Here is a 25,346-nt window from a genome sequence, read left to right on the forward strand (position 1 = left end):
CGGAGTGACGCTGAGTTTTTTTTGGCTCATACGGTAAATTTTATTTTAAATTTCTTCTTCCCCACGGCTTTAATGTAGAAATCGCAATGATAACGAACAAAAATGAAACTTGAATCAGCGAACCAATAAGTACTCCCTTGGCATCAAATAAATAAATAGGATTTTTGAATGCTTCTAATCCTTCTGACAATGCAATGTTTTCAGTTGCATTACCCCACGGAAATAACCAGAAGGTTCCAAAAATTATCAACCCAGTAGTTAAAATCCACTTAGCGATTACCCAATAAAATTTAAAAAAACCGTAATTGGTTTGCCAGCAGAGTAATGTAGCGGTAACTACCGAACCAATTGCCGCAGGAATCACAACTACGTCATCAAGTAAATTAATCGCTGAGTTGAGTGCAAAAAGAATGTCGGAGTTAGCCGTATCTTTGTTTCTAAGGGCAAGGAGAAACATACTTAGAACGGTTCCAGTCCACAATGCTGCAAAACCAATATGAAATGATAGAACCCAATTCTTTTGCTTAAGGCTAAGTTTAAAGGGTTTCTTATTTTTTGGCGTTATTTCAAGTGTTGTCATTGAATAGCTACCTTTGGCATACTTATTGGAATATGCTGAGTATAGCCATCGCCCTTTACCCAAAGCTTGACTAAGTTTGCTCAATCTGTGCAAATCTTGCTGAGATTGTTATTCTGATACTCTGAATGATGAAGGCGTTACACCTACATACTTACGAAATAGGCGACTAAAAGAACTATGATTGGTTAAGCCGACTTCAAAGGCAATGTCAGTAATCGTTAACTCGGTTTTTGATAACAAGTGTTTTGCTTTATTAATCCGGCATCGAGTTAAATATTGATGAGGAGTAATGCCAGTTGATTGCTTGAATAAACGACAGAAATGGTACTGGCTCAGGTTTATAAAGGGAAGGTTGAAAACCCTGTGACTTTAGTCCAGGGATGAAAACTGCATAAAGGCTTTTAAGCCTCAGTCATTTATGGTACGATTTTATTAACAGGAACGGTAACCAACCTGTATAAAAACCCAACTGCCTAGCGGCAATCTGTACCTTGACAACTGAAGATATGGGGTTCTATTCCATAGTTTTAGTTCCTTCCCAGGAATAGGTAAAATCTTCATGGGGACTAGACGTTCAGAATTTAAATCAAACAAATTTTTGGAATAATCCAACTACCGAGGGGCACTCGGAAAGTAACGCTTGGGGAGAGAACCACCTCTTGGTTAGATACCGCAAGGGGTCTAGTCTAAGTGGACTCATTGAATCAAGAATCTCCGTGTCTTTAGACCGGAGAGTGTCAAAACTCCTGCTATCTCTGATAGCGAAATATTTTGGTTGAGATGAGCGCGGATATAATCCTTCACTTTTTGCAACTGGTATTGTGGTAAACCTCCAACCGATTCAGGAGGGGGCTTTATTTGCCAAGCGGAATAATGTGTAAGTAGATGGATAACCAATCCTGTTGCTAAAGATTCACCAAACATTCGCCCCGCAGGATGATCTGCTTCCACATCCGCTTTGAAAGCGATTCCAATCTGACGAATAAATGCGTCGCTCAAACCTATTTGTGGAATCAGTTCAATCTGCTTAATCTGAACCGATTCATTGATGATTTGCTCAAAAAATTTGGGAAAAAAGCCAATTAAAGAAAATTCACCTGCTTGTCGCCAATTAGATGAATAGCTGATATCAGCAGGGATAAAAAGCCCTTCACCTGGTTGACAGTAATGGGTTTGTACTCGACCATCAAACCGATGTTCTGAGTGAATGGGATGACCATTTCCGGTTATACCAATTATGTGTTGCGTATATTGAAATTCGGGGCTTTCATAAGCAGGGTGGTGATAGTGATTAAAAAACACGCCCCGCCATCCGGAGCGATCGCTTGAAAGGATAGGATACTCGCATAATGCAGGATGAGGATGTTTTGTCAAATCCACTCGCGGTAAATCACTCATTATCAAAATTTAATCTTTATCAACCAAACTAATTCGATAACCCAAAGCATCCAAAAATTCAATTAATTTTAGAATTTCTGCACCACCAGTTTCAGCCAGTATTTTATCGAGTTGTTCGTAATGCTGCTGCGCTGTTGAGGAAAACTCACCCATGCGTTTGCGTGCTTCTACTACTTCTTCTAAAGCGGAACGGAAAATTTTAGCATTATAACCATCTTCATCTAGTTCTAAAAAAGTCTCAATATACGCAGCTGCTTCTTGAAAATCCTTAAGAGATGAAATTAGATATTCCTTATAACTTTTACTTGTGGGTGCTTTAACTTCCTTCATAATCTTCCCAATATTCCTTTGCTTTTTGAATATCCTGTTGTTGGGTGCTTTTATCTCCAGCACACAGAAGGAGTAGAATTTTTGTCCCTATTTGTCCAAAATACACTCGATATCGACCTATAAAGTGATTAAACCCTCACGCACCCTACAACTCTATATTCCTCATCAACTAAAACCCGGTAATTGACAAATAGCTTTCATCACTTGCAATAATAAAATAGAGCTTTGTATTTCACTTAAATTAAGTAAAGGCATTAATTGATAAGTTGAGTGTTCTTCTCTCTCTAAATAAACAAATTGATAGCGAAGTGCATTAGTAATTAAACCCCAAACTGATGATTGCTGCTCTAAACTTTTAAAAGCGTAAGTTAACAATTGCGGTACACCTTCAAATACATCGATCGCGCTATTTTTGGTTTCAATTACCAAAACCCAAAAAGGTGGTGGGGTGGTTGCTTCAGCTTGGTTAACTGCTAAAATATCCATCCGTCCTTTAATAACTTTATCTTGCTCTTCGATGACGATTCCAATTATATCTTCCATTGTCAAACGAATTGGCACATCATAAAATCCCGCTAAGCGCATCAAAGGGGCAATAGTTAAAAATTTGACTATTCCTTCAGAAATTTTACCAGCTTTGAGATAACGTCTAAAATCGTTGCGAATTCGGGACAAATCTTGCTGTTCAAACTCTGCTAAAGGTTCTAAACTTAAGTAATCGGTAAATGAACCATCAAATTTTTCTTGTAATTTCAACAGACGATGAACATCATTCAAATATAAATTACTCGGTTCAACTGTTAGTGTCATGGCTGAGATTTTGAGGAATTATTATAATTACAACGAGGTTAATGGTGCGTGACGCTACAAGTCTTATAACCACTTACATAAATTGTTAAAGCGTCACACACCCTACAATTGTTATTATCCCAAATTGACCTACTGTAAAATATCAAAATGTATCAATGTGTGTCAGTTAACTTTGTATTTTCCTAACTCCTTGTTATTATGCGCCACAGATGTATAAGTGATTATTCCTATGTCTGAGGAAAATTTCAACATTCTAGCAACAAATATCAGTTAACAATAAAGAGTAACTATAACTTTAACTATAAATTATGGCTGAAGCAAATATAGAATCAATTCTCCAAGAAAAGCGCTTATTCTCTCCTAGTGCGGAATTCTCCCAAAATGCCCATATCAAAAGCTTAAAAGATTATCAGCGTCTCTATGATAAAGCAAAATCAAACCCTGAAGCATTCTGGGCGGAACTTGCTGAACTTGAATTACACTGGTTTCAAAAGTGGGACACGGTTTTAGATTGGCAACCACCTTTTGCTAAATGGTTTGTTAACGGTAAAATTAATATTTCTTACAACTGTCTTGACAGACATCTCACTACTGCTCGTAAGAATAAAGCTGCGATTATTTGGGAAGGAGAACCCGGAGATTCCCGTACCATCACTTACGCACAGTTACACCGAGAAGTTTGTCAATTTGCCAATGCACTTAAACAACTTGGTGTAAAAAAAGGTGATGTTGTAGGCATTTATATGCCGATGATTCCCGAAGCGGCGATCGCGATGTTAGCTTGTGCGAGAATCGGCGCAGCTCATAGCGTTGTGTTCGGTGGTTTCAGTGCGGAAGCTTTACGGGATAGACTAAATGATGCCAAGGTAAATGTAGTAATTACTGCCGATGGTGGTTTTCGCAAAGATGCGATAGTTGCCCTCAAACCCCAAGTTGACAAAGCTTTAGAAAATAATGCCGCACCTTCTGTAAAAAACGTTTTGGTAGTACAGCGTACTAAACAAGACATTGCCATGGAATCGGGACGAGATTATTGGTGGCACGATTTGCAGAAAGAGGTTTCCGCAGATTGTCCCGCAGAACCGATGGACAGCGAAGATATGCTGTTTATTCTATACACTTCTGGCAGTACAGGTAAACCGAAAGGTGTTGTTCACACTACTGGTGGTTATAACCTTTATAGCCATATGACCACCAAATGGATATTTGATTTACAAGAAACTGATGTATATTGGTGTACTGCTGATGTCGGTTGGATTACTGGGCATAGTTATATAGTTTATGGTCCCCTTTCCAACGGTGCAACTACGGTAATGTATGAAGGTGCGCCGCGTAAATCTAATCCCGGTTGTTTCTGGGATGTAGTAGAAAAGTATGGTGTAACGGTTTTTTATACTGCACCTACAGCAATTCGCGCTTTTACTAAAATGGGTGACGAACACCCCAAAGCCAGGAATTTATCATCCCTGCGGTTGTTAGGAACCGTCGGGGAACCAATCAACCCCGAAGCTTGGATGTGGTATCACCAGGTAATTGGTGGTGAGCGCTGCCCGATTGTAGATACTTGGTGGCAAACTGAAACCGGGGGTGTAATGATTACACCTTTACCCGGTGCAATTTCTACCAAACCTGGTTCCGCAACTCGTCCCTTCCCCGGCATCCTTGCAGATATTGTAGACTTAGAAGGCAATACCGTTAAAGAAAATGAAGGCGGATATCTAGTAATTCGTCATCCGTGGCCCGGTATGATGAGAACAGTATACGGCGACCCCGACCGCTTCCGCCGCACTTATTGGGAACATATTCCCCCCAAGGATGGCAAATATCTCTACTTTGCTGGTGATGGTGCAAGAAAGGATGAAGATGGGTATTTTTGGGTAATGGGACGGATTGATGATGTCTTGAATGTTTCTGGTCATCGTCTCGGTACAATGGAAATTGAATCAGCCCTTGTGTCCCATGCTGCCGTAGCTGAAGCCGCTGTGGTAGGTAAGCCAGATGAACTCAAAGGTGAAGAGATAGTAGCATTTGTGACTTTAGAAGGTGGTCATCAAGGTAGCGAGGAATTAAATCAAGAACTTAAACAACACGTAGTTGGGGAAATCGGTGCAATTGCTCGTCCCGGTGAAATTCGTTTTACCGATGCTTTACCAAAAACCCGTTCTGGTAAGATTATGCGACGATTATTGCGTAATTTAGCTGCGGGACAAGAGGTTTCTGGGGATACTTCGACTTTGGAAGATACAAGTGTGTTGGATAAGTTACGGGAAGGAGCATAGGATTTTAGATTTTGGATTGATTTGTTGTAGTGCGGACATCTTGTCCGCTTTTTAATCTTTTTTTAACGCAAAGTCACGCAGAGGTTTCCGCAGAGTAACGCGGAGGTTTTGATTAGTTAGATTTAATTTTGATGAGAGTGAAAGGGATATTATTTGTTGTACTATGAAATACACGGATTGAGGAGACATTGAAATATGACAAATACCTTAGAAAAATCGGTTCAAGATATTTTTGTGGCTTTAATGACGGAAGCTCATTCGGATGATGGTGCTATTTTTAATATCCGATTTTTAGATGATAAATTGCCTCATGTTGATTGTATTGTAGAATTAATCGGACAAAGAAATTTTCTTCCCTTTTGTTTTGTGCAGTTGAAAGGTAGTAAACAAGGATATACGAAAAAAGATAAGCGTTTGAAAGTGAAAGTTTCTCAAGAATCTATTAGTGGATTATCGTTGTATCCGGCACCTACTTATATTATTGGCATTGATGAAAACGAAGGAACTGGATATATTGTTTCTGCAAATGGTGAAAATTTGGGTTCAATGGCGAGTATTATTACAGATTTTCCCATTAATAAATCGAATCGAGGAACTCTTTGGAATGAAATTAATGATTTTTGGTATAAAGCGAAAAAAATCAAGTTTGCATCGAAGTTTGTTGAAAGTGAGCAAGAGTAGGAATATTTGTTCAATTCTATGAGTCAATTATTTGAAACTCTTTACAAACTATCAACGTCAATATTTGTGCTTTTTGTTCGGCTTGTTGTCTTGCAATAGACTCTTTTTTATAGTTTTGATTTATTTATACTTACAAGCATTAAAATATTAAATATCTGTTTCACTTCCAGCTATGACTTTCCTGTCATCACTCACATTACCAGATCATACCCAGTTACCCGAATCTGACGGAACCTTTGTGAAAAATTGGCAAGAACATCCTCAAAGTATCTTACTTACCGATTCAATTCAGCCAATTTTAGAGCAATTACATCCCGAAGGTAACTTTTGTATCGGACAAGATTTAGGTATTTATTGGCGTTTAACCGAACCACCAGAAAAAGGTGCAGAAGCTCCAGATTGGTTTTATGTACCTAATGTACCACCAATTCTCGAAGGTAAAACACGACGTTCCTATGTATTATGGAAAGAATACGTTGCACCATTAATTGTCATTGAATTTGTATCCGGAGACGGTACAGAAGAACGAGATAAAACCCCACCATCTCAAGGAGAAAAGGTAGGCAAATTTTGGGTTTACGAGCAAGCAATTCGTGTTCCTTATTACGCAATTTATGAGGTGATAAAAGAACAAGTTGAAGTTTATAATTTAGTAGATAATACTTATCAATTACTTGCACCCAACGAACGAGGACATTATTCAATTACACCAATACACGTAGAATTAGGAATATGGCAAGGTTTATATCAAAATGCCGAATTACCTTGGTTACGTTGGTGGGATGCCAATGGTAATTTATTATTAACTGGTGATGAAAGAGCCGAAGTTGAACGACAAAGAGCCGAAATTCAACGAAAAAGAGCAGAAAATGAACGAGAAAAACGAGAAAGACTTGTAGATAAGCTACGATTACTTTCTCCCCAGCAACTTCAAGATTTAGGAATTGATGCACAAATGTTGGAATAGTTAGGAGTTAGGAGTTAGGAGTTAGGAGTTAGGAGTTAAGAGTTAAGAGTAATACCGTTTAATTATGAATGAATATGCACTTAACCACCTTAAAGCCGGGCTTTGTTTGTATAGCCCCAGACTTCTAGTCTGAGGGTACAGAATAAAAGTATTCTACTGTACTCGACAAATCATTAAATAAGTGATTATTGATTAGGATAGAAGTATTAGCTTATTTAGCTTTTATGATTACTATCAAAAAAATTATTCTTTCTCTACTTATTTCATCGGCTTGCTTAACATTAAATCAACCGGCTTGCACTGCAAAATCTGCGGGTGAATATCGATTACAAGGACTTAAATTTCGACAACAAGGAAGATACAATGAAGCAATCGCAGCAATGGAGAAATCTGTTGAATTAGAACCAGAAAATATTTCGGGAAGAGTTAATTTAGGTTGGACTTTACATTTAGCTGGTAGACAAAATACAGCCGCACAAACTTTGTGGCAAACTATTTATCAAAAACCATCTTTTGTTCCTGCTTACAATGCTTTAGGAATCGTTTATCTAGTTGATGGAAATTTGCCAGCAGCAGTATTAGTTCATAGTTGGGCTGCATTTTTCAAACCAGATAATGAAATTGCTTTTTATAATTTGAGCTTGGCATTACATCGACTCGAAATTTATCCCTTAGCGATTACAACTGCTAACCGTGCTGCTATCTTAGAACCAAATAATCCTCATCCTTTAGTTGCTGCTGCAATTTCTTATTGGGATAACGAAGATAAAAACCTTGCTCAACAAATGTATCATCGAGCTATTAACTTAGATGGTAGATATAATCAAATTCCTTTTTTAAATCATCTCCAAAAAGCAGCTTTTACACCAGAGCAAATTAATACTACAAAAGACATTTTATCTAGTTTAAAAAATTAAACAGAGGATTATCTTTAACTAAGAACTAAGAACTAAGATAAATTATCAACCGCTCGATTTAATAACTGTGAAAAGAGATGGCGATCGCCCTCAGAAAATCCCTGCATTGCTTGTTGACGAATTTCTTCAACAATGGGTGGTAAGACGGTTTCGAGTTCCCTACCCGCATCAGTAAGCCATATCCGCCAAACTCTTCTATCCTGCATATTTCGTTCGCGACGCACCAATCCTCTTTCTTCCATCCTATCGATCACCCCAGTTAAAGTACCTCCCACCTGTTTGAGTTTCTCAGCAATACTAGAAGTCGGTAAACCATCTTCTTCCCATAAACAGCACAACACTATCCAATGAAAAGGAGTTAATTTCAAAGGTTCGAGGTATTCATTAAATCTGCGCGATAGCAATTGTGATAGTAGCTTGATTTGATAATCTACACTGTATGGCGCTCTTTGTTCTTTGGATAAGTCCGATGTCGGCGAATTTTCTGATGTTTGAACCATTGATGTCAATTACTTAGCGCTCGTAAAATTAGATTAGCATTATATCTAGTTTTATATTTAGTTTTCCCAATTCCTAACCATAAGCTTCCCAAGCTAAATCTATCAATGCATCTAAAATTGCTGCTGCTACTGTTGCACCACCTTTCTGATTTTTGATTGTGATATAAGGTATAGATAATTCTTTTAAAATTTGCTTTTTCCCATCTATATCGATAAATTTCGGTGGTGTAGCAATGATTAAAACAGGTCTAATTTTCTCTGCTACAATTAAATCAACTAAGCTTATTAAAGCTGTTGGTAGTTGACCTACTACAAATATTCCTTCTGGATAGCGGTTAGCTAAAGTTTCAATTCCCCAAGCAGCAAGAGTTTTTTCTTTCTGAGGAGGAGTTTGAACGGACGTTGCACAATAAACTGGATTAGCAAAATTATTTTGCGCTTCTTTGGCAATACCAGCTTGTACCGTTGTTGTATCTACTATAATACTGCTGCGCGACGCTAATGCTGCTGCTGCTGCTTGTAAGGAACGCTCGGAAAATTCGATTAAGGATTTATACTCAAAATCACCTGTAGCGTAAATTACTCTTTTGATAATTTCGTACTCAGCTAGTAAAAAATGTCGATACTCCCTTGGGGATGATGGGCTTAATGTATCATGATTTGAGTGCATAAGAGCAAAAGCACCACCAATTTCTCGATCAATAATTGCTAAACTTTGAGCGTCCGTTATGTGCCATTCCATCGTGAGTTTTCTTGAGGTTAAAGGTTGATAGGTTAAAGGTTAGAGGTTAGAGGTAGAGGTTAGAAGTTAGAGGTAGAGGTTATAGATTGGTAATAAACAACCATCAACTGTCAACTGTCAACTAACCCCTAACTCCTTTAAGTTTCTGAAGCAGAAGAACGATTCATAAAAGGAGATAGGTAAGCAACCAAAGCTCCAATGAGAAAGCCGGAGATATTGCGAACTAGAGGCAGCCACTCAGAGGTACGGGTGACAACAGGTCCGATTCCGAAGGCAATAAACAAAATTCCCCATAAAGGAGAGAATATTAATGCCCATTGCCAAGCAATAGGTTGTCCTTCGGCTCTTGGTTGAGCCGCAAATCCACAAATAATTCCACCGATTACCGAAGTAATAAACGTGAGAATCCACTGCTCCCGTGGTAATCCCGGAACAACGTTACAACCACCTTTACGCAAACAATTTTCTACAGTTTGCAAAGCTTGAATAATTGCTTGGTCTTCACCTTTTTCTCTGACAAAATATAAGTTACCAAAACGGGTTTGTAATTCTATCCAAAAAGTCCGTGGTAGTAATTCGTATACATCATCACCAACCGCAAAACTGAGAATATTACCTCCGCGAGAATCGGCAACAAGTAAAATACTGTGATCGTTTAAACCCCAAAACTTAATTACAGCTCTACCCGGTGTTTGATCGTACTGAGTGAGTACTCGCAATTGCCAACCAGTTTCTGTTTCAAAGTCGTTAAGTTCTTGAACTAAATTCTGTTCTTGGACTACATTGAGGGATTTCCCTAAGTCTACAACTGGTGTGACTTCCGCAGGTAGCAATTCCGGATTGTCGTAAGCATAAGCAGCGCTCGTATGTGTCGTCCAAATCGAGCCAGCTAAAAATAATACTGTCAAAAATGTAAAAAATCGTCGCCAAGAACTATTATGCATGGTTTTTTATATAAATTTCAACACTGAAATTAAGCAAATTGTTTCAAAAGGTAAGAAAAAATATGATACTTCTTTACATTTTGTAACCTTATTCTAATTTATTTTACATTCTTCTAGGCATAATTTTTGCTGATGATATAGTAAAAGCGCCTGCCGAAACCGTAAAATCAGGTGAGTTCGATGTAATTAACCCACAATCATCATTCGTCGGGTTTTTAGCGTAACTATCCATAACACACTTACAATTCTGAGAAAAAACCGACTTCTTAACCGAGGCACAATCTAATAATAATTTTATTTAGTATCTTTTATTTTAAGTATAGGGGTTTGATTTTCCTTTAAACCAACTAATTGCGATCGCCCTAATTCAAAAGCAAATTCTACATCTTCCCCAGCTGCTAAAGCATCGTAAAAAGCCACAGAGAAATTAATTGCGGCTTTATCCCCAATTGCTCGATTCATACCAATTACATAGTTAATATGTTGGTGAATAGCGTCGGCTTGAATCTCCGAATAACAAGCGTTTAGAACTACACACTCTACATTCTTTTTGGCAAATAGCTTAAAAAGACTTGCCAAAGTATCTGCTTGTACAAAAGCTATTTGTCCCGTTTCATCTTCTAGGACGATACCATCTTCCCCTCCACCATGTCCGCAGAAGTGAACAATCTGGGGTTGAGTATCTAAAATTGCGCGGTAGAAATCCCGCTGACGTACCGCCAATTTCATCTCTAGTTTGAATTGCTCTCTCTTATTCGCACGTCGCAATCCTTCATCAATTTCTCGAATTTCTTCTTCTAGTCGCAGTCTGGAGGTATTTTTGGGATTTGCAGCGAGAATTAAAATTGTTTTGATATTAGTGTTATTAATTATCTTGGAGATGGGTTTTTGTTGATTTAATTGGGCAATTTCTTGGGCTACCTTATCCCGTTCTTTTTGTGCTTTTGCAATGTCACTACCTATTTTGAAGATAATTGCAGCATCGGTTTCAGTAACTTTCGCGCTTCGCAGGTGTAGTATTTTCTCTTCTATTAAATCTTGGAGTTTTTGTAGTTCGTTGATTTGTTGCTGTGAGGACATCGGTTAATTTTTTATTGCCAATCTCTAAATACTATCAGGGTCAATATTCAATTCTCGCAACTTTGCAGCTAATTTTTCTGCTTGTTCTTCTGGTGTGGGAACTAACTTTCCTTCTTGAGTGCGATCGCCAACATCGCTGGAGATGTCTGGATTAGTACTTGACCACATTAATTTTGACGGGTGTGTATCCAATCTGCCAGGGAATGAAATTCCTTGTCTCATAGCGAAAGTCGTCTGAAGACGACTAACGGAGTACCCCTCATATCTAATGCAAAAGACTACTAATACTCCAACACATTAATTTTGAAGAGTTAAAATACCTCTTCGTAGGTTGGGTTAAGCGAAGCGCAACCCAACGCGGGTGCCGAGGCTCCACTGCGTTTTGCTTCGCAACGCTTGCGCGAACAGCCCAACCTACAATATTACATTGATTACCCCGCATAACTTATGTGGCGGACTACTACTCCTATTCCGCTCAAAGATTACCTATCTCTTTTTACCTCTTTCCTCAGCGCTCTCTGCTTCTCTGCGGTTTTTTAATTAGGTAATCTTCTGCCGGGAAGGGAGTAATAGTTCTTTGCATTAATTATGATGGGACAATTTATTCACGCTTCGTGCGAGACGTATGCCCCTCCGGGGCAGGTTACGCCAACGCACTACAAATTTATTACCCGTCAGAACTAATGAAAAAGACTACTAATACTCCACCACATAATTTATGAGGGATATTACTTCAGTCCTATAAATCTTACATCTTGCACCATTGTATACTGCAAACGGGTAAAATATGAACTTATGTCATACTGAGCGTAACGTAGTGCAGCGAAGTATCTCGGAGATTCTAAGCCCTTCGGGCATACTACGTGAACGCTTAGCTCATTCGGGACAGTTTTAAACCGTTTTTAGTATAGTTAAGCCCGAAATCGCGCCTTGAAATCAATTTCAAGGAACCGATTACAAAGTACGTTGAAAACGTACTAAAATGCTTGCCTAGTCAGATTTATCTGACTTTGCTTTTTAGCCTGGGAATTTATTCCAAGGCGGTTGTTGATAATGGTGCAAGATGTAAGATTTATAGGACTTATGCTATAATGCTTAAAGGGACGTTTCAATCAAAATTATTTTCACCCAAAAAACTTGACAAAATCCTAGCTTTACTGAAATAATAAAAATACTAAATCATGCCAGATTTAAAACTAAAAACCAAAAACTGAATACTCCGAAAACCAAAAAAAATTACCGCCTTCGGCGGGGGAAAGGGTAAAGAAAAAAAGTGTAAAGTGCAAAAGGGCTAAAGTGAAGAGAAAAGAGTCCTCGCACCCGAATCCACAACCCGAAACCCGATGAAGTCGCTCTGGGAGTCCGGCTCGACCCAGTTACAGCCCCACCTGTGACAAATTTCTAACATTGCTAATTCTGGCACCCCATTATCACTATTGTCTAATATTTCCCGGACTAGTTCATTCTCATCATTAATTGCTTTTAAAAGAGGCAATTGATCAAATTCCATATCTTTTTCTAATTGTTTAATCCACTCATTTAAAGTGCGATACCTTCGGTGAGCTTCGCTTAACGCAAAATTGAGTAATCGAAGGTAGTTTAATCGGAATTTTCGGCTCCCAAGTTGGCTCTAATTTTTCTACAAATAAGGTATTTTGCGTACCAATACAACCTTCATAATCTACCAAAAACATCAGTAACTGGTATTTATATGTAACCTCTCGTGCAAGACTAGCTAATGGTAGCCAAAATTCCTGAATTAGTTCTTGTAAATACTCCTGTGGCATACAATCGACATCGTGGAACACCAAAATTACATTTTGAGTTTTCCACCACTCATAAACTCGCTCAACAATCTCTGAGGGTTGATGTTGTTTTCCTAATAAACCTACTCTACCCCCTAATTCTCGCCATAAAGCACTAATATCCCTTTTGCGTGCTATGCGATCAAGTTCAACTCGCACCAACTTACCTGTAGTACCGTAGCGAATATGCTGAGTAATCAATCGATTCAGTAACCAACGTTGTCCGTAATCAGGGGAACCATGAAGCAGAAAAGTTGCAATTGATTGGACTCTGAGAAATTTTTTGAATGAAAGTACTTGTTCGCGATAACCAAGTTTTAATAATGCTTGATATAAATTACAACTAGCATCAGATATATTTTGATTTTCAATTTCTTGTTTTATCCTATCCTGTTCTGCTTGTGCGTTGTCAATATCTTTTTCCAGCTTGAATAGAGCTAAAGCATCTGTTTGAGTAACCTTAGCCATCCGCAAATGTAATATTTTTTCATCTAATAGATCGAGCAATTTTTGCAGTTCTTCACATTTGTTCATGTGGATTAGGGATTGTAGTAGTTGCTCGATGTGATTTAAATAGAATAGCAAATTTAAAATATTAAAACAGGAAATTGCAGTTTTATAGGGCTTGCAAGCTTAATTGATTAATTGGCGTTGCAGAATCCGGGTATGAATTTAGATTTTGAGACGTTACACTGTAACGTCTCTACACAAAAGGTTTTGGTTATCGATAAAATTTGATTCATACTTCTTTTAACTGATAACTGATAACTGATAACTGATTACTCAGTAATCATTCCCCGAACTAAAATCACGGTACAATCGACACCATATACAATTGCTTCGGGAATATTACCTTTGACTGCTTGCTGTAACATTCCTTCACGGGAAGCACCTAAAAGGACTACATCGGACTTTTTGGTTTTGACTAAGTTAATGATTCCTTGAGCCACCGAATCTGCTCTGATGGGAATGGTTGTTACTTGATTAGATACTTTATAAGTATCAACAAGTTGGTGTCTAGCTGCTTGCAAAACTGTTAGATCCGTTTTGGTTTCGGAAAAAGGAAAAACTTGTGTGAGAGTAATTCTTGATTTCTGATTTGAAACAACTAAAGCAGGTAATAAATTAAGGGCTATTTTTGAATTTGGACCACCAGCCATTGGTAATAAACAGCGATTAAAACTAGTAGTAATAAAAGAGTTATCCTTTAATGTTGCATTTAGATTTTTTCCTAATTTTACTAATATTACTTCACAGCTAGCTTGGCGAATTATGGTATCTACAACGTTGCCAAATATCCTACCAGGGGTAGAAGTACCACCTTTCCAGCCCATTAAAACTTTATTTATATTTCTATCTTTAATAGTTTCTAAAGTTGCGTTTGCGACATTATGAGCAACTCTAATTTGGGTGTGTACGGGAATTTTCCATTTTTTACCGACTATTTCCGCAGATAATAATAATTTGCGACTTTGTGCAGTTTTAACGGGAGTTTCTGCTGGATTATTATGAGGAGAAATGATAATTACCTGCAAACATTCAACTTCGTAGGAGTTATATTGAGCAATTTGCGCTGCAATATCTAATAACGTATCTGCGGTTTGGGGATTTGCGATTAAAACCAATAATCTGCCTCGCCCAACACTTGGTGACTGAGTTTGATAAACTATGTAGGAAGGTTTGATTTTCGGTTGATTTGGAGTGCCTTTACAATTCAGGTAGTTTGCTTCGGCTCGAATTATATCTCCCCGACTAATCATTCCTACGAGCCTTCGTCCTTCTAAAACTGGTAGGCGACTAATTTGATGTCGGTCTAGTAGATAGAATACATTACTTAAGGTATGCTTGGGGGTTATTGTTACCGGATGCGATGTCATGATTTCTCTTATCGGTGCATCTCTAGATAACTTTCCTTCCCGTATTTTCATTAAATCGCTTTGAGTGACAATTCCGACTAATTTACCGTTTTCTAGGATGGGAAAACCGCGTTGGGTAGAATTAGAAAAAGCCTGTATTGCTTCATCTACAGTCATTTCTTCTTGCAGAGTTTCCACCTGACGCTGCATAACTTCTTGTGCAGTCAATTGAATAAATCTGGCATTAATAGGCACTTCTGTATCAATATCAATCCCATTTAATTGTAAAAGCTTGGTATATAGGGAGCCTGGGATTAATTTATCCGCAACCAAATAAGATGTTACAGAACCAATCATTAATGGTAATACGAGATTAAAATCTGTAGTTATCTCAAAAATAATCATAATTGCGGTAATTGGGACTTTAGAAACCGCGCTAAAAAATGCTCCCATTCCCACTAAAGCGTAAGTATTAGGGGAACTCAAACCCAAAATGTTAAATTCAGCAACACCAACCAAGTATCCCAAACAAGAACCTAAAATTAGACTGGGAGCGAATAACCCTCCCGGCGCTCCCGAACCGAAAGCTACTAATGTTAGAATAAATTCCGCCACAAATACTAATATTACTTTAGAAACGCTTGGCTGACCAGCAATAATAAATTCTCGCAATCCAGTATTATTGCGAAATAATTCCGGTAACATCGCGATCGCAATCCCAGAAATCAAGCCAGCTAAAGCTATTCTTAAGGGTAAACCTACAGGTAATTTCCGATAATAGCTGAGACTTAAAAGTAAACCTTTTCGGAATAATGCAGCAAGTAAACCTGCTAAAATCCCTAAAAACAGGTAAAAAGGAAGTTCTGTAATGATAAAACTGCTTTTGGAATCGATTAATTCAAGATTCAGTTGTAAACTTCTACCACCTAATAATCGCGAAACTACGCCACCAATAAATGAAGCGATAATGGCAGTTCCCAAAGTCAATCCCGATAAATCCTGGAGTAATTCTTCGACAACAAACAATATCCCCGTAATTGGAGCATTGAAAGCCGCAGCTAATCCCGCACCTGCACCCGCAGCTATCATTTGTCTACGGTGATCTGGAGAAGTAGGAAATACACGACTCATTCCCGCTGCTAAAGCCGCTCCGACATGAACTGTAGGTCCTTGCCTTCCCAAAGTCATCCCTGAACCCAGTGTAAGAATAGCACTAACCAACTTTACAGCAGCGACTCGCCAACTTAATCTAATTGGAATATTAGCTAAAGAAGCTTTAACTTGAGGAACACCGCTACCACTCGCTTCGGGTGCAAATCTCTCTACTAAAAACCCAGTCAAAAAACCAAAGCTAACACCAATTAACGGTAAAGCTAAAAACGCTGGTATTGCGTAGGAAGTACTAACTCGAAATGTTCCCAACCATCCCGAACTAAACCTGAGAAATACTGCGGATAGAGCGGCTACAACTCCAATAATACAAGCTTCTGCAATTGCTAAACCTCTTCTTGGCTGCCAAAAATCGCGAAAGTACTTATTAACAAATAGATTGCGATATTGCGGCATAATTAATTAGTAATTGGAAATTGGTAATTGGAAATGGGTAATTGGTAATTAAATCTGTGAAATTCGTAGAACCTTTTGAATCCGTGATTAGTAATTCCGCCATACATTCATCAATGAAGCTCAAACAAAAAAAAATTGATGAAAAGTAATATTATCAATAAATATATTGTGATTATAGATAAAAGTAATTGGTCAATAACTACTTGATTAATAATTAATAATTAATAATTAATAATTAATTAATAATTTTATCTGCTATCAAAATATATTAATAATCGCATAGCATAACGCGAGTGCGACAGATTACGAATTGTTTTTCCCGGTGCTAGATAATCCATCAACTATCAAAGAAGAAGTATAACAAGAGCCATTCCAATCAGCATCGCCACCGAGTTTAACTAACTGTTTTAAAGCCGTATAAATATTACCGGATACCATAGTATCTTTAATGCGTCCAGTGACTTGACCATTTTCCACAAGATAACCCAAATCGATGTTAATGGAAAAATCCCCAGAAATGCCACCACTATCACCGAGTATCTGATCAACAATCAAACCGTTGTCCATTTCTTCAATCAATTCTAGTAAACTGCCATTTCCCGGTTTTATCAAAAAATTAAATAACCCCGGAGTCGGGTAACTACTTAAACTGGGGCGAAATCCGTTACCTGTAGTTGCAATTCCTAACTGATTTCCTGTAGTGCGATCGCAATAAAAATTTTCCAATATTCCGTCTTGAATAAAAATTAAACTTTTAGTGGGGGTACCTTCATCATCAAAAGGACAGCTGTAAGGTCCGGCTTCGGGGTCTTGATAAATTGTAAGTGAAGGTGAAACTACTGATTTACCAATACGTTCAGCCCAAGGAGAAGCACCTTCTAATACCAATTTTCCGTTGAGTGCGGCTTGCAAAGTACCCCAAAGCATATCAGCAGCTTTGGAGGTAAACAAAACCGGGATGCGCTTGTTCGGTGCAGCTACATTTGATTGCGCCCAATTCAACCGCTGTAAAATTTGTTGCGCTACCGTTTCAGGATTGAGTTTTCCCCGTTCAGTTTGTCCATCAGCCACACTCAAAAAATCATCACCTCGTACCCATTCTGCGGAAATATAGCAACTGAGCGTAGTATCGGTATAGTGAGAATCCAAACCTTGAGTATTCATCAATCGAGTAGTTTCGATATCGCATTCCCAATCACCATTACAAATCACATCCGGGTAAACATCGCGAATTAAAGCAATAGTTTGTTTACCCCAATCCACTAAGGTTTCTGCTGGTATACTTTCACCTAAATCTGGATAAACGACTTGAGAATTGCTAGTTAACTCCACCTTTTCGGGCTGATTTAACTTACTTAAAGCAATAGCACGTTCAACCATCATATGAGCTTCCACGGGACCATTTGCCACCGTTAATCCCGGACGACCTTCATACCATAATCGTAATGCAGTACCCGTACTTTGATTGCTTTCAAGTTGTTTGAGACGGTTTGCTTCAAAAAACACCGGCTTAGATAGCGATCGCGATTGATAAACTTCAGCAGCAGTCGCACCAGACTTCATCGCGACTTCCAACAACTGTTCGGTCAAGTCATTAGTCATTAGTTATTAGTTGTTAGTTATTAGTTGTTAGACAATAGGCAATATAATTCTTAACGGGTCAAAGGTCAAAGGTTTAAGGAGTTAGGAGTTAGGAGTTAGGAGTTAGGGGTGAGGAGTTAGGAGTTAGGAGTATCAATCTCTCGTTGTCAACTGTCAACTGTCCACTGTCAACTGCCCACTGTCCCCGCTAAATCTGCTGTAACAGCCAAAATCCTGCAAAAGATTCCGAACTTGGATCTGACTGTACTCCAATAAAATGAACTCCGTTGGCTTTTTGCTTGGCTTGTTCAAAGTCCTGTGCTTCTGTGAGCATTTGCGGATTTTTTATATTTGCCAAAATCCAACTTTCAGTAGCACCAGTTTCTAAAATTAATCTTCCTTGCTTGGTATTATCAAACTTTAACCAAGCCAATTCCAAACCGGACATCCAACCGGCTATGGGTAATGCTCTATTAGAGTAAACCAAAACTCCGGGAATCTTGGTTTCAGGGGAAATTTGCGCTAATTCTAAAGGGAAAGCTCCACCAAAATCAATATCCCACTCTGGCATATCCGCAAAATCACTAGCACTCAAGGTAACAAATCCTAGTTGTTCTCCTTCTAAAGCATCGGGTAAACGTTGAGGTAAAGGAGCTTCCAATAACACTGAGGGATTAGTACCTCCTTGAAATCCCGGTTCTTGGGGATAAACCAATTCCATGCGCTGTTGTAACCATTGATTGAGCGCTAATGTCTGACGACTGGGTTTAGCCGGAATTCCAATGTCTTCACAAGCTTTAGTAATCATATTATTCATTTGTCGCCGGAAAAAGCGGATTTTCCCTGGTGCTTCTCCTGCTTTATCTATTGCTTCTTGCAAAGCAGTTTGCAACCATACGGAATTTACCGTTGTGCTGGGACAGTATTTAGCGTAACGAAATAAGGAATCAGTTTTGGTGCGGATATCCAAAGGAGTTTCGCAAATCAACACTTCCCAAATTTTCTTGTTATTTTCGTCTAAAATCGGACGCGAGTAGTAATCCAGTTCCCAAATGCTGCCCATATTATGCCGTAATGTTTTGGCTATTTTTTATATATATATTTATGATACGAGTCTATTGGTAATTGGTAATTGGTAATTGGTAATTGGCAATTGCAAAGTAATATACTAACGGTAAAATAATCTTTATTTGCCCCAGTATCACAAAACTAACTATGACGATGAATTCTACACTCGAACGTGCATTTGCCAGTCGCCGTGTACTCAAAGTAATTAGCGGCTTGAATAATTTCGATTCTAAGCGTGTTGCTGCAACTGTAAAAGCAGCACATCACGGTGGTGCAACTTTTCTTGATATTGCTGCTGATGCCGACTTAGTAAGAATGGCGAAACAATTGACTGATTTACCGATTTGTGTATCGGCAGTAGAACCAGAAAAATTTCTCAAAGCAGTTGCAGCGGGTGCTGATTTAATTGAAATTGGTAACTTTGATTGTTTCTACGCTCAAGGAATTAGGTTTGAAGCGGATGAGGTTTTAGCTTTAACTAAACAAACCCGTGCTTTATTTCCGCGAATCACTCTTTCGGTGACAGTTCCTCATATTCTCACATTAGACCAACAAGTACAATTGGCAGAGGAATTAGTTGCATCTGGTGCAGATATTATCCAAACAGAAGGGGGTACCAGCAGCAAACCTCAAAATATAGGTTCTTTAGGACTAATTGAAAAAGCTGCTCCGACTTTAGCAGCAGCTTACGAAATTTCTCGCGTAGTATCAGTACCCGTACTTTGTGCTTCCGGTATTTCCAATGTTACCGCACCTTTAGCAATTGCGGCTGGTGCTGCTGGTGTGGGAGTCGGTTCCGCAATCAACCAACTGAACAGCGAAATTGCGATGATTGCTGCTGTACGTGGTTTAGTTGAAGCAATTGGAAGTCAAGCAAAAGTCGAAGTTAATCGTTAACAAATCAATTCTGATGGTTAGTTAGATATAGAAGTCGGGTTTTTCTGAGATTTCTCAGCTTGTTACCAATATTTATCCCAAAAACCCGACTTCTTTAGATTTATAACTCCTAACTCCTAACTCCTAACTCCTAACTCCTCACTCCTAACTCCTAACTCCTAACTTTTATTTCATAACTTCTTTAATACTATAAATTACCCGTTCTTGCTGTTCCTCGGAAAGTTCTGGAAACATTGGTAAAGATAGAACTTCGTTGCAAATTTGTTCTACTATCGGTAATTGTCCCGGTTGATAGCCCAAAGTTTGATAAACTGGCTGCAAATGTAAGGGATAGGGATAGTAAATCGCTGTGTTTACACCTTTTTCTTGCAATTGATTGCGTAATAAATCTCTTTTACCATTCTGAACACGAATGGTGTATTGATTCCATACTCCAGTTCCAAAGGGTAATTCTTGTGGAATAATAATATCGGGAACGTGAGTGAGAAATTCGTGGTAACGAGACGCTATTTTTTGTCTTTGCTGGTTCCAAATATCTAAATAACGTAACTTAATCAGTAAAATAGCCGCTTGAATAGAATCTAATCTACTATTGACACCAATTTCTTCATATTGGTATTTACTTTTTTGACCGTGGTCTTTTAATACTCGTAGCTTGGTTGCAATTTCTGCATCATTAGTGGTAATTGCACCACCATCACCACAACCACCTAAATTCTTAGTAGGGTAAAAACTGAAGCAACCTACGTGTCCAATACTTCCTACTTTTTGATTATTCCACATTGCTCCTGTAGACTGAGCGCAATCTTCTATTACCAACAAATTTTTAGCAGATGCTAATTCCATTAACTCTGTCATATCAACAGGTTGTCCAAACAAATGAACCGGAATAATTGCCTTAGTATTAGATGTGACTGAACAAGCTACTTGCTGCAAATCTAAATTGTAAGTAGCTGGATTGATATCGACAAATACCGGCTTGGCACCCACAGCGCTAATAACTTCACAGGTAGCAACAAATGTGAAAGGTGTAGTAATGACTTCATCTCCCGCACCAATATTGTAAGCTCTCAAAGCCAAGTAAAGAGCATCCGTACCTGAATTACAAGCTACGCAATCGCTGACATTTGTATAAACGGCAAGCTGTTGCTCTAAATTTTCAACTAAAGGACCACCAATATAACGTCCAGAAGATAAAACCTCCAAGACGGCTTCACTTACTTCTGAAGCAATAATAGAATATTGCTGTTGATTATCAAAAGCAGGAATAGAATTTACGCTTTGTATCATGAGATTTTTTAATATGACAATAGATGATAATGCCTTGGGGACTTGTTAAATTTTTAATTGTATTTCTTGTTTTATACTGTCGTCCTTAATACGCAATAAACGAGACTTTCACTTAATTCTCGGCAATATAACATCTGGGTTCTATTGTTGTCTATCATCTTGAACTTTCTATATTGATACATCAGCTAGTTGTGTTCATCCGAGAATAAATACTTAAAATCATGTTTCCTTAAATAGTTGTAGTAAAGGGAGCAGGCAGTAGGGAACAGCTAATAATAAGAAAACGAATTTTTAGTTTTCAGTACAGATGTGGAAATAAAAACTAATCATCCAGACTTGAGATAAAATCTAAATTCTCAAGTTATTAGGGTGTCCTATTTAATTTAAAAAGTTTACTGATTGTAAGAAAATAAATAGTAGTTTCGATAAATTATTCAAATGTCAGAATTAATACAACTAGATTTTTTCGACTTGGCGATCGCTGTAGGATTAATGGTGATAGCCATTGGTTTGTCTATTTGGGAGAAAATCGGACTGGAGTTAAATTTAGCCGTTGCTACTGGTAGAACGATTCTACAGTTAGTAGTATTGGGATATATTTTAGATTTCATTCTTGCTTTAAATAACATTTTGGCAGTTTTGGCGATTTTAGCAGTAATGTTAACTCTTGCGGCGATTGTTGCCAAAAATCGCATTACAAACAAAATACCGCAAGTCTTACCTTTGGTGTGGGGTTCAATGTTCTTGAGTACTGCATTTACGTTGATTTATACGAATTTTCTGATCATTCAACCGGATAGATGGTATCAGCCACAGTACGTAATTCCTCTGGCTGGAGTTATATTAGGTAATGCTATGAATGCGGCGGCAATTTCCGGGGAAAGATTAGTTAGTACAATAAATGCAAATCATGCAGAAATAGAAACTCACCTCAGTTTAGGTGCTACTCCACAACAAGCAATTAAGCAGTATCAAAAAGATTCTATGCGTGCTGGATTGATTCCCACCATCAACCAAATGATGATAATTGGGATGGTAACGATTCCGGGATTTATGAGTGGGTTAATAATTAGCGGTGTAGATTACGACAAAATTCCTTTTCAAGCCGCATCAGAAGCCGCATCCTACCAAATTTTACTGATGTTTATGGTCGCATTTAGCAACCTATTAACAACAATATTACTTACTAAAACTCTTTCTCATCAGTTTTTCAACTCCACCGATCAACTCGTAAGATAAAAAACTATTTCAGGTTAAAGGTTAAAGGTGAAAGGTTAAAGGTTAAAGGTTAGGAGTTATAAGTTAAGAGTCAACAATTACCAATTACCCATTACCCATTACCAATTACCTATCAATAAAAAGAATACCATTCAAATGGTCAATTTCATGTTGAATAAGAATAGATAACATTCCTTCAGCAGTAAGGAAAAAAGGTTGATTTTCTCGATTTAAAGCCTTTATTCTAACCTGATTAAAACGCTTTACGGTTTCTCTTCGTCCCGGAAAGCTTAAACATCCTTCACTCGAATCAATCAAACAGTCTTGATTTTCAATTTCAGGATTAACAATACACAATATATCTTTTTGTTGATAATTTCTACTTTTATTCCCTGCAATACGCTTTAGATTTAAAACAAACACCCGTTTCAATTCTCCAATTTGAGGCGCTGCTAATCCCATCGAATCCTCTGCTAACATCCTATCGATCAAATTATCTACTAAAAGTTGAAAATCCGAGTTAAACACCTCGATTTTAGTTGATATTTCCCTTAATAAAGAATTGGGATAACAAACCAGAGATTTGACTACCATAAAAATTATATTCCAGAATACAAGACTACCACTTACCATCCGGACATTCAGCAGTTTCAATATTTGCCTTTACTAACATAAAACATCCACATACAGTACAACGTTTGGCTTCTGCATTGTACTTTTCACAATTAGAACAAATTTCCAATCTTCTTTCTACATTACTCTTTTGAGCAAGAATTCTATCTCCACATAATCCCTGTTTCGCAGTTTTATAGGCTTCCGAAAATAGGCTTTGTAACATTTTTGAGCGACTTGGATAACTTGGGGGTGATGTATGACTCATGCTACAACTCCTGTAATCTTAAAAAGTATTCTCAACAAATCATAACATCTTAAAATATTGATGCATGGAATTTAGCAAGATAAAAACAAATTATTATTTTTAGACAAAATATACAAAAATTTCTGGCTTCGTAGTCAGAGTTTTAGCTCTAAATCTTTGATGATTCTTTAAACTAATGTTTAATCAAAAATAATCAAAGTCGGTTAAAATCATAAAGATATCTTAACCGACTGATAAGAAATTCAATTAGAACCCGAAAACATTTTAATTAACTAAAAAACGAGTTACTGGCACAAATTTAAAGAAAGCGTACTCATACCATACCGTCCATATGAAATCACGAATCCAGGTTGATCGCATTTCTGGACGAATTTGATAATCAAAAGAGGTATCAGTAGCACCAACTCTTGTCATAGCATGGTTACAACCACAACCATGTTCTTGGAAAAAACCATGTTTGGAAGAGATACTTTGTACCATTAATTGAATAGGAAATACCTTTTGTCCGTGTAAAGAAGCATCCCAAGCACGAGCATTCAGTTTGTCTTCCTCAGAAAATCTTAACGGACGTACTTCGGAAACCTCTTCTCTGTAAACGGGAGCTAAATGTACGTGATAAAAAGAAGCTGGTAAATCGTAACCGAACTCTGCAAATAAAGCTTTACCAATTTCAACAATTTGTTTGCGTTCAGGATAATCTTCTTCTTCAGGAGAAAGTTGTTTTTCAATGGAGTCAAAGTTAGGATATCGCTCTACATCAAAATCCTTACCGTAAAAATCAAGAGCTTCCCAACCTAAAGTACCCAATATTTGACAAAAAGCGGGCTTTAAATGATGTAAATCATCAGATTCATTGAATAAGTCTACATCACCGTTAGACATTTTGTGAAGAAATAATTGCGCCATCTTCACGTATTCTTCGGGGTTAGAAAGCTTAGTATTAGACTTACCTGTATAAATATCTTGCCAAGATTGCGGAAGTCTATCTACAGATGTCGCTTGTTCTCCTTCAATTACAACAGATAATGATTTTTGAGAATTAACAACGAAATCTTGCTCAATAGGATTTGCAGTAGCTTGTGGTGTCATTTTGCTTTTCTCTCTTGAGTCAAATAGTTAATAAATGATTGCCGCAAACAATCATAATCATTATCGACAAGGTATTTATCTCTACCTTAATTAAAAGTAATATTGCACAAGTTTTTTTAATTATTTGAGGTGGAAAAATTTATTTTAATCAGTTGCAATTAGTTACATAAGGTGTTTGTATTATATTTATTTATGTCCGACTGAAGGTCTTATCTATTTATGTTTATACAATAGTTTCTATAAACAGTAATCAGTTATTAACAGTTAACAAAGTTGGAATTGTTTTGGTATCCAGCCATTAAGAAGTCGGTTTTTTTGGTTTTAAAACCCGACTTTTCACCAAATAGAATAAAAAAACCCGTACAGACGGGCTGAAAAATCACATCCAAATAGTTAAATTACTATTGAGCTTTACAAAATACTAGAAATTGATAATTTACCTTCTAGCTGTAATTTAGCTTTAGCACAATAAGCGCACTGACAACCAAGGTTATCAAGGATAGGATTAGAATTATCAGTTTGATTTAAGGTAGTTAACAGATGAGTTGATTTTGGTGATACAGTATTAATATGTGTTTTAGCAGATACAGAATTAATCGGAGATGCTGCTGCGGGATTTGCTAAAAACAACATAGAAGCAATTACTAAAGGTGAAGCAAATAAAACCAGTTTTGCGATAATCATAATTTATTGATGATATAGTGTATACTTTCGGCTTAAAACTATGATATCTTGATAATTGCTGAGATGACAGGTACTATTTATCGACTTATTGCATAAATCCCTGTTCCCGTTGACAGTTATTGGTTGTTGGTTGATATTTGTTGGTTGATATTTATTTCTCCCCATCACCCCATCACCCCATCAC

Annotated in this window: 25 protein-coding genes and 1 pseudogene; 6 read left to right on the plus strand and 20 right to left on the minus strand. The window is 37.6% G+C overall.

Translation table 11 applies throughout. The annotated features are described in order from the left end of the window. Window positions 1-40 precede the first annotated feature (40 nt). From IQ247_RS04140 to IQ247_RS04160, 6 genes and pseudogenes are all read right to left on the minus strand, one after another. On the minus strand, window positions 41-580 hold the full coding sequence (locus IQ247_RS04140; protein ID WP_193917349.1) for a hypothetical protein: 540 nt from the start codon (window positions 578-580) through the stop codon (window positions 41-43). A gap of 108 nt (window positions 581-688) precedes the next feature. Then, window positions 689-922, minus strand: a complete 234-nt coding sequence (locus tag IQ247_RS33520; RefSeq protein WP_193917401.1) for a helix-turn-helix transcriptional regulator — start codon at window positions 920-922, stop codon at window positions 689-691. Between the two features lie 354 nt (window positions 923-1,276). Beyond that, complete coding sequence (locus IQ247_RS04150) at window positions 1,277-1,978, minus strand: hypothetical protein (RefSeq protein ID WP_193917351.1); 702 nt, start codon at window positions 1,976-1,978, stop codon at window positions 1,277-1,279. A 9-nt stretch (window positions 1,979-1,987) separates the two neighbouring features. Beyond that, complete coding sequence (locus tag IQ247_RS04155) at window positions 1,988-2,308, minus strand: helix-turn-helix domain-containing transcriptional regulator (protein WP_193917353.1); 321 nt, start codon at window positions 2,306-2,308, stop codon at window positions 1,988-1,990. Beyond that, a pseudogene (locus IQ247_RS32315) lies at window positions 2,295-2,420 on the minus strand (type II toxin-antitoxin system RelE/ParE family toxin); the annotation flags it as partial. The gene IQ247_RS04155 and the pseudogene IQ247_RS32315, both read right to left, overlap by 14 nt. Before the next feature lie 53 nt (window positions 2,421-2,473). Then, the gene (locus IQ247_RS04160) at window positions 2,474-3,118 is read right to left on the minus strand and encodes a restriction endonuclease subunit R (RefSeq protein ID WP_193917355.1); all 645 of its coding nucleotides are present in this window, start codon (window positions 3,116-3,118) and stop codon (window positions 2,474-2,476) included. 308 nt (window positions 3,119-3,426) lie between these two features. Here IQ247_RS04160 and acs point away from each other — a divergent pair, with 308 nt between their 5' ends. From acs to IQ247_RS04180, 4 genes are all read left to right on the plus strand, one after another. Continuing rightward, window positions 3,427-5,397 (plus strand): acetate--CoA ligase, encoded by a 1,971-nt coding sequence (gene acs / locus IQ247_RS04165; RefSeq protein ID WP_193917357.1) that lies wholly within the window; start codon window positions 3,427-3,429, stop codon window positions 5,395-5,397. 195 nt (window positions 5,398-5,592) lie between these two features. Continuing rightward, window positions 5,593-6,078, plus strand: a complete 486-nt coding sequence (locus tag IQ247_RS04170; protein ID WP_193917359.1) for a DUF4365 domain-containing protein — start codon at window positions 5,593-5,595, stop codon at window positions 6,076-6,078. Window positions 6,079-6,250: 172 nt separating this feature from the next. Further along, window positions 6,251-7,045, plus strand: a complete 795-nt coding sequence (locus IQ247_RS04175; RefSeq protein ID WP_193917361.1) for a Uma2 family endonuclease — start codon at window positions 6,251-6,253, stop codon at window positions 7,043-7,045. 224 nt (window positions 7,046-7,269) lie between these two features. Next, the gene (locus IQ247_RS04180) at window positions 7,270-7,962 is read left to right on the plus strand and encodes a tetratricopeptide repeat protein (RefSeq protein ID WP_193917363.1); all 693 of its coding nucleotides are present in this window, start codon (window positions 7,270-7,272) and stop codon (window positions 7,960-7,962) included. Window positions 7,963-7,994: 32 nt separating this feature from the next. Here IQ247_RS04180 and IQ247_RS04185 read toward each other — a convergent pair whose 3' ends face one another. From IQ247_RS04185 to IQ247_RS04225, 9 genes are all read right to left on the minus strand, one after another. Further along, window positions 7,995-8,462 carry a MarR family winged helix-turn-helix transcriptional regulator gene (locus IQ247_RS04185; RefSeq protein WP_193917365.1) on the minus strand — a complete coding sequence of 156 codons (468 nt, stop codon included), beginning with the start codon at window positions 8,460-8,462 and terminating at the stop codon, window positions 7,995-7,997. A 73-nt stretch (window positions 8,463-8,535) separates the two neighbouring features. Beyond that, window positions 8,536-9,204, minus strand: a complete 669-nt coding sequence (locus IQ247_RS04190; RefSeq protein ID WP_193917367.1) for a precorrin-8X methylmutase — start codon at window positions 9,202-9,204, stop codon at window positions 8,536-8,538. Between the two features lie 137 nt (window positions 9,205-9,341). Beyond that, entirely contained in the window at window positions 9,342-10,148 is an 807-nt protein-coding gene (locus tag IQ247_RS04195) for a TPM domain-containing protein (protein ID WP_193917370.1), read from the minus strand. Window positions 10,149-10,442: 294 nt separating this feature from the next. Beyond that, on the minus strand, window positions 10,443-11,228 hold the full coding sequence (locus IQ247_RS04200; RefSeq protein ID WP_193917373.1) for a CHAT domain-containing protein: 786 nt from the start codon (window positions 11,226-11,228) through the stop codon (window positions 10,443-10,445). 24 nt (window positions 11,229-11,252) lie between these two features. Continuing rightward, the gene (locus IQ247_RS32320; protein WP_228059451.1) at window positions 11,253-11,450 is read right to left on the minus strand and encodes a hypothetical protein; all 198 of its coding nucleotides are present in this window, start codon (window positions 11,448-11,450) and stop codon (window positions 11,253-11,255) included. A gap of 1,313 nt (window positions 11,451-12,763) precedes the next feature. Beyond that, window positions 12,764-13,567, minus strand: a complete 804-nt coding sequence (locus IQ247_RS04210) for a hypothetical protein (RefSeq protein ID WP_193917375.1) — start codon at window positions 13,565-13,567, stop codon at window positions 12,764-12,766. A 245-nt stretch (window positions 13,568-13,812) separates the two neighbouring features. Next, window positions 13,813-16,455, minus strand: a complete 2,643-nt coding sequence (locus tag IQ247_RS04215) for a chloride channel protein (protein ID WP_193917377.1) — start codon at window positions 16,453-16,455, stop codon at window positions 13,813-13,815. Between the two features lie 303 nt (window positions 16,456-16,758). Next, a complete protein-coding gene (locus tag IQ247_RS04220; protein ID WP_193917379.1) occupies window positions 16,759-18,057 on the minus strand; it encodes a TldD/PmbA family protein in 1,299 nt (432 codons plus the stop codon). A gap of 187 nt (window positions 18,058-18,244) precedes the next feature. Then, window positions 18,245-19,099: a Tab2/Atab2 family RNA-binding protein gene (locus IQ247_RS04225; protein ID WP_193917381.1), complete on the minus strand. Its 855-nt coding sequence runs from the start codon at window positions 19,097-19,099 to the stop codon at window positions 18,245-18,247. Between the two features lie 152 nt (window positions 19,100-19,251). Here IQ247_RS04225 and IQ247_RS04230 point away from each other — a divergent pair, with 152 nt between their 5' ends. After that, the gene (locus IQ247_RS04230) at window positions 19,252-20,001 is read left to right on the plus strand and encodes a DUF561 domain-containing protein (protein ID WP_193917383.1); all 750 of its coding nucleotides are present in this window, start codon (window positions 19,252-19,254) and stop codon (window positions 19,999-20,001) included. 165 nt (window positions 20,002-20,166) lie between these two features. On the opposite strand, the gene IQ247_RS04235 is transcribed toward IQ247_RS04230, so the two are convergent. Beyond that, entirely contained in the window at window positions 20,167-21,291 is a 1,125-nt protein-coding gene (locus tag IQ247_RS04235; protein WP_193917385.1) for a DegT/DnrJ/EryC1/StrS family aminotransferase, read from the minus strand. A gap of 438 nt (window positions 21,292-21,729) precedes the next feature. Here IQ247_RS04235 and IQ247_RS04240 point away from each other — a divergent pair, with 438 nt between their 5' ends. Then, window positions 21,730-22,530, plus strand: a complete 801-nt coding sequence (locus IQ247_RS04240; protein WP_193917387.1) for an ABC transporter permease — start codon at window positions 21,730-21,732, stop codon at window positions 22,528-22,530. Window positions 22,531-22,635: 105 nt separating this feature from the next. Here IQ247_RS04240 and def read toward each other — a convergent pair whose 3' ends face one another. From def to IQ247_RS04260, 4 genes are all read right to left on the minus strand, one after another. After that, window positions 22,636-23,103 carry a peptide deformylase gene (gene def / locus IQ247_RS04245; protein WP_193917389.1) on the minus strand — a complete coding sequence of 156 codons (468 nt, stop codon included), beginning with the start codon at window positions 23,101-23,103 and terminating at the stop codon, window positions 22,636-22,638. A gap of 25 nt (window positions 23,104-23,128) precedes the next feature. Then, a complete protein-coding gene (locus IQ247_RS04250; protein WP_193917391.1) occupies window positions 23,129-23,389 on the minus strand; it encodes a DUF6171 family protein in 261 nt (86 codons plus the stop codon). Window positions 23,390-23,653: 264 nt separating this feature from the next. After that, window positions 23,654-24,478 (minus strand): hypothetical protein, encoded by an 825-nt coding sequence (locus IQ247_RS04255; protein WP_193917393.1) that lies wholly within the window; start codon window positions 24,476-24,478, stop codon window positions 23,654-23,656. 411 nt (window positions 24,479-24,889) lie between these two features. Then, window positions 24,890-25,162, minus strand: a complete 273-nt coding sequence (locus tag IQ247_RS04260) for a hypothetical protein (RefSeq protein WP_193917395.1) — start codon at window positions 25,160-25,162, stop codon at window positions 24,890-24,892. Between the last annotated feature and the right edge of the window lie 184 nt (window positions 25,163-25,346).

The sequence above is a fragment of the Plectonema cf. radiosum LEGE 06105 genome, from assembly GCF_015207665.1.
Taxonomy (GTDB): Bacteria; Cyanobacteriota; Cyanobacteriia; order Cyanobacteriales; family Nostocaceae; genus Rivularia; species Rivularia radiosa_A.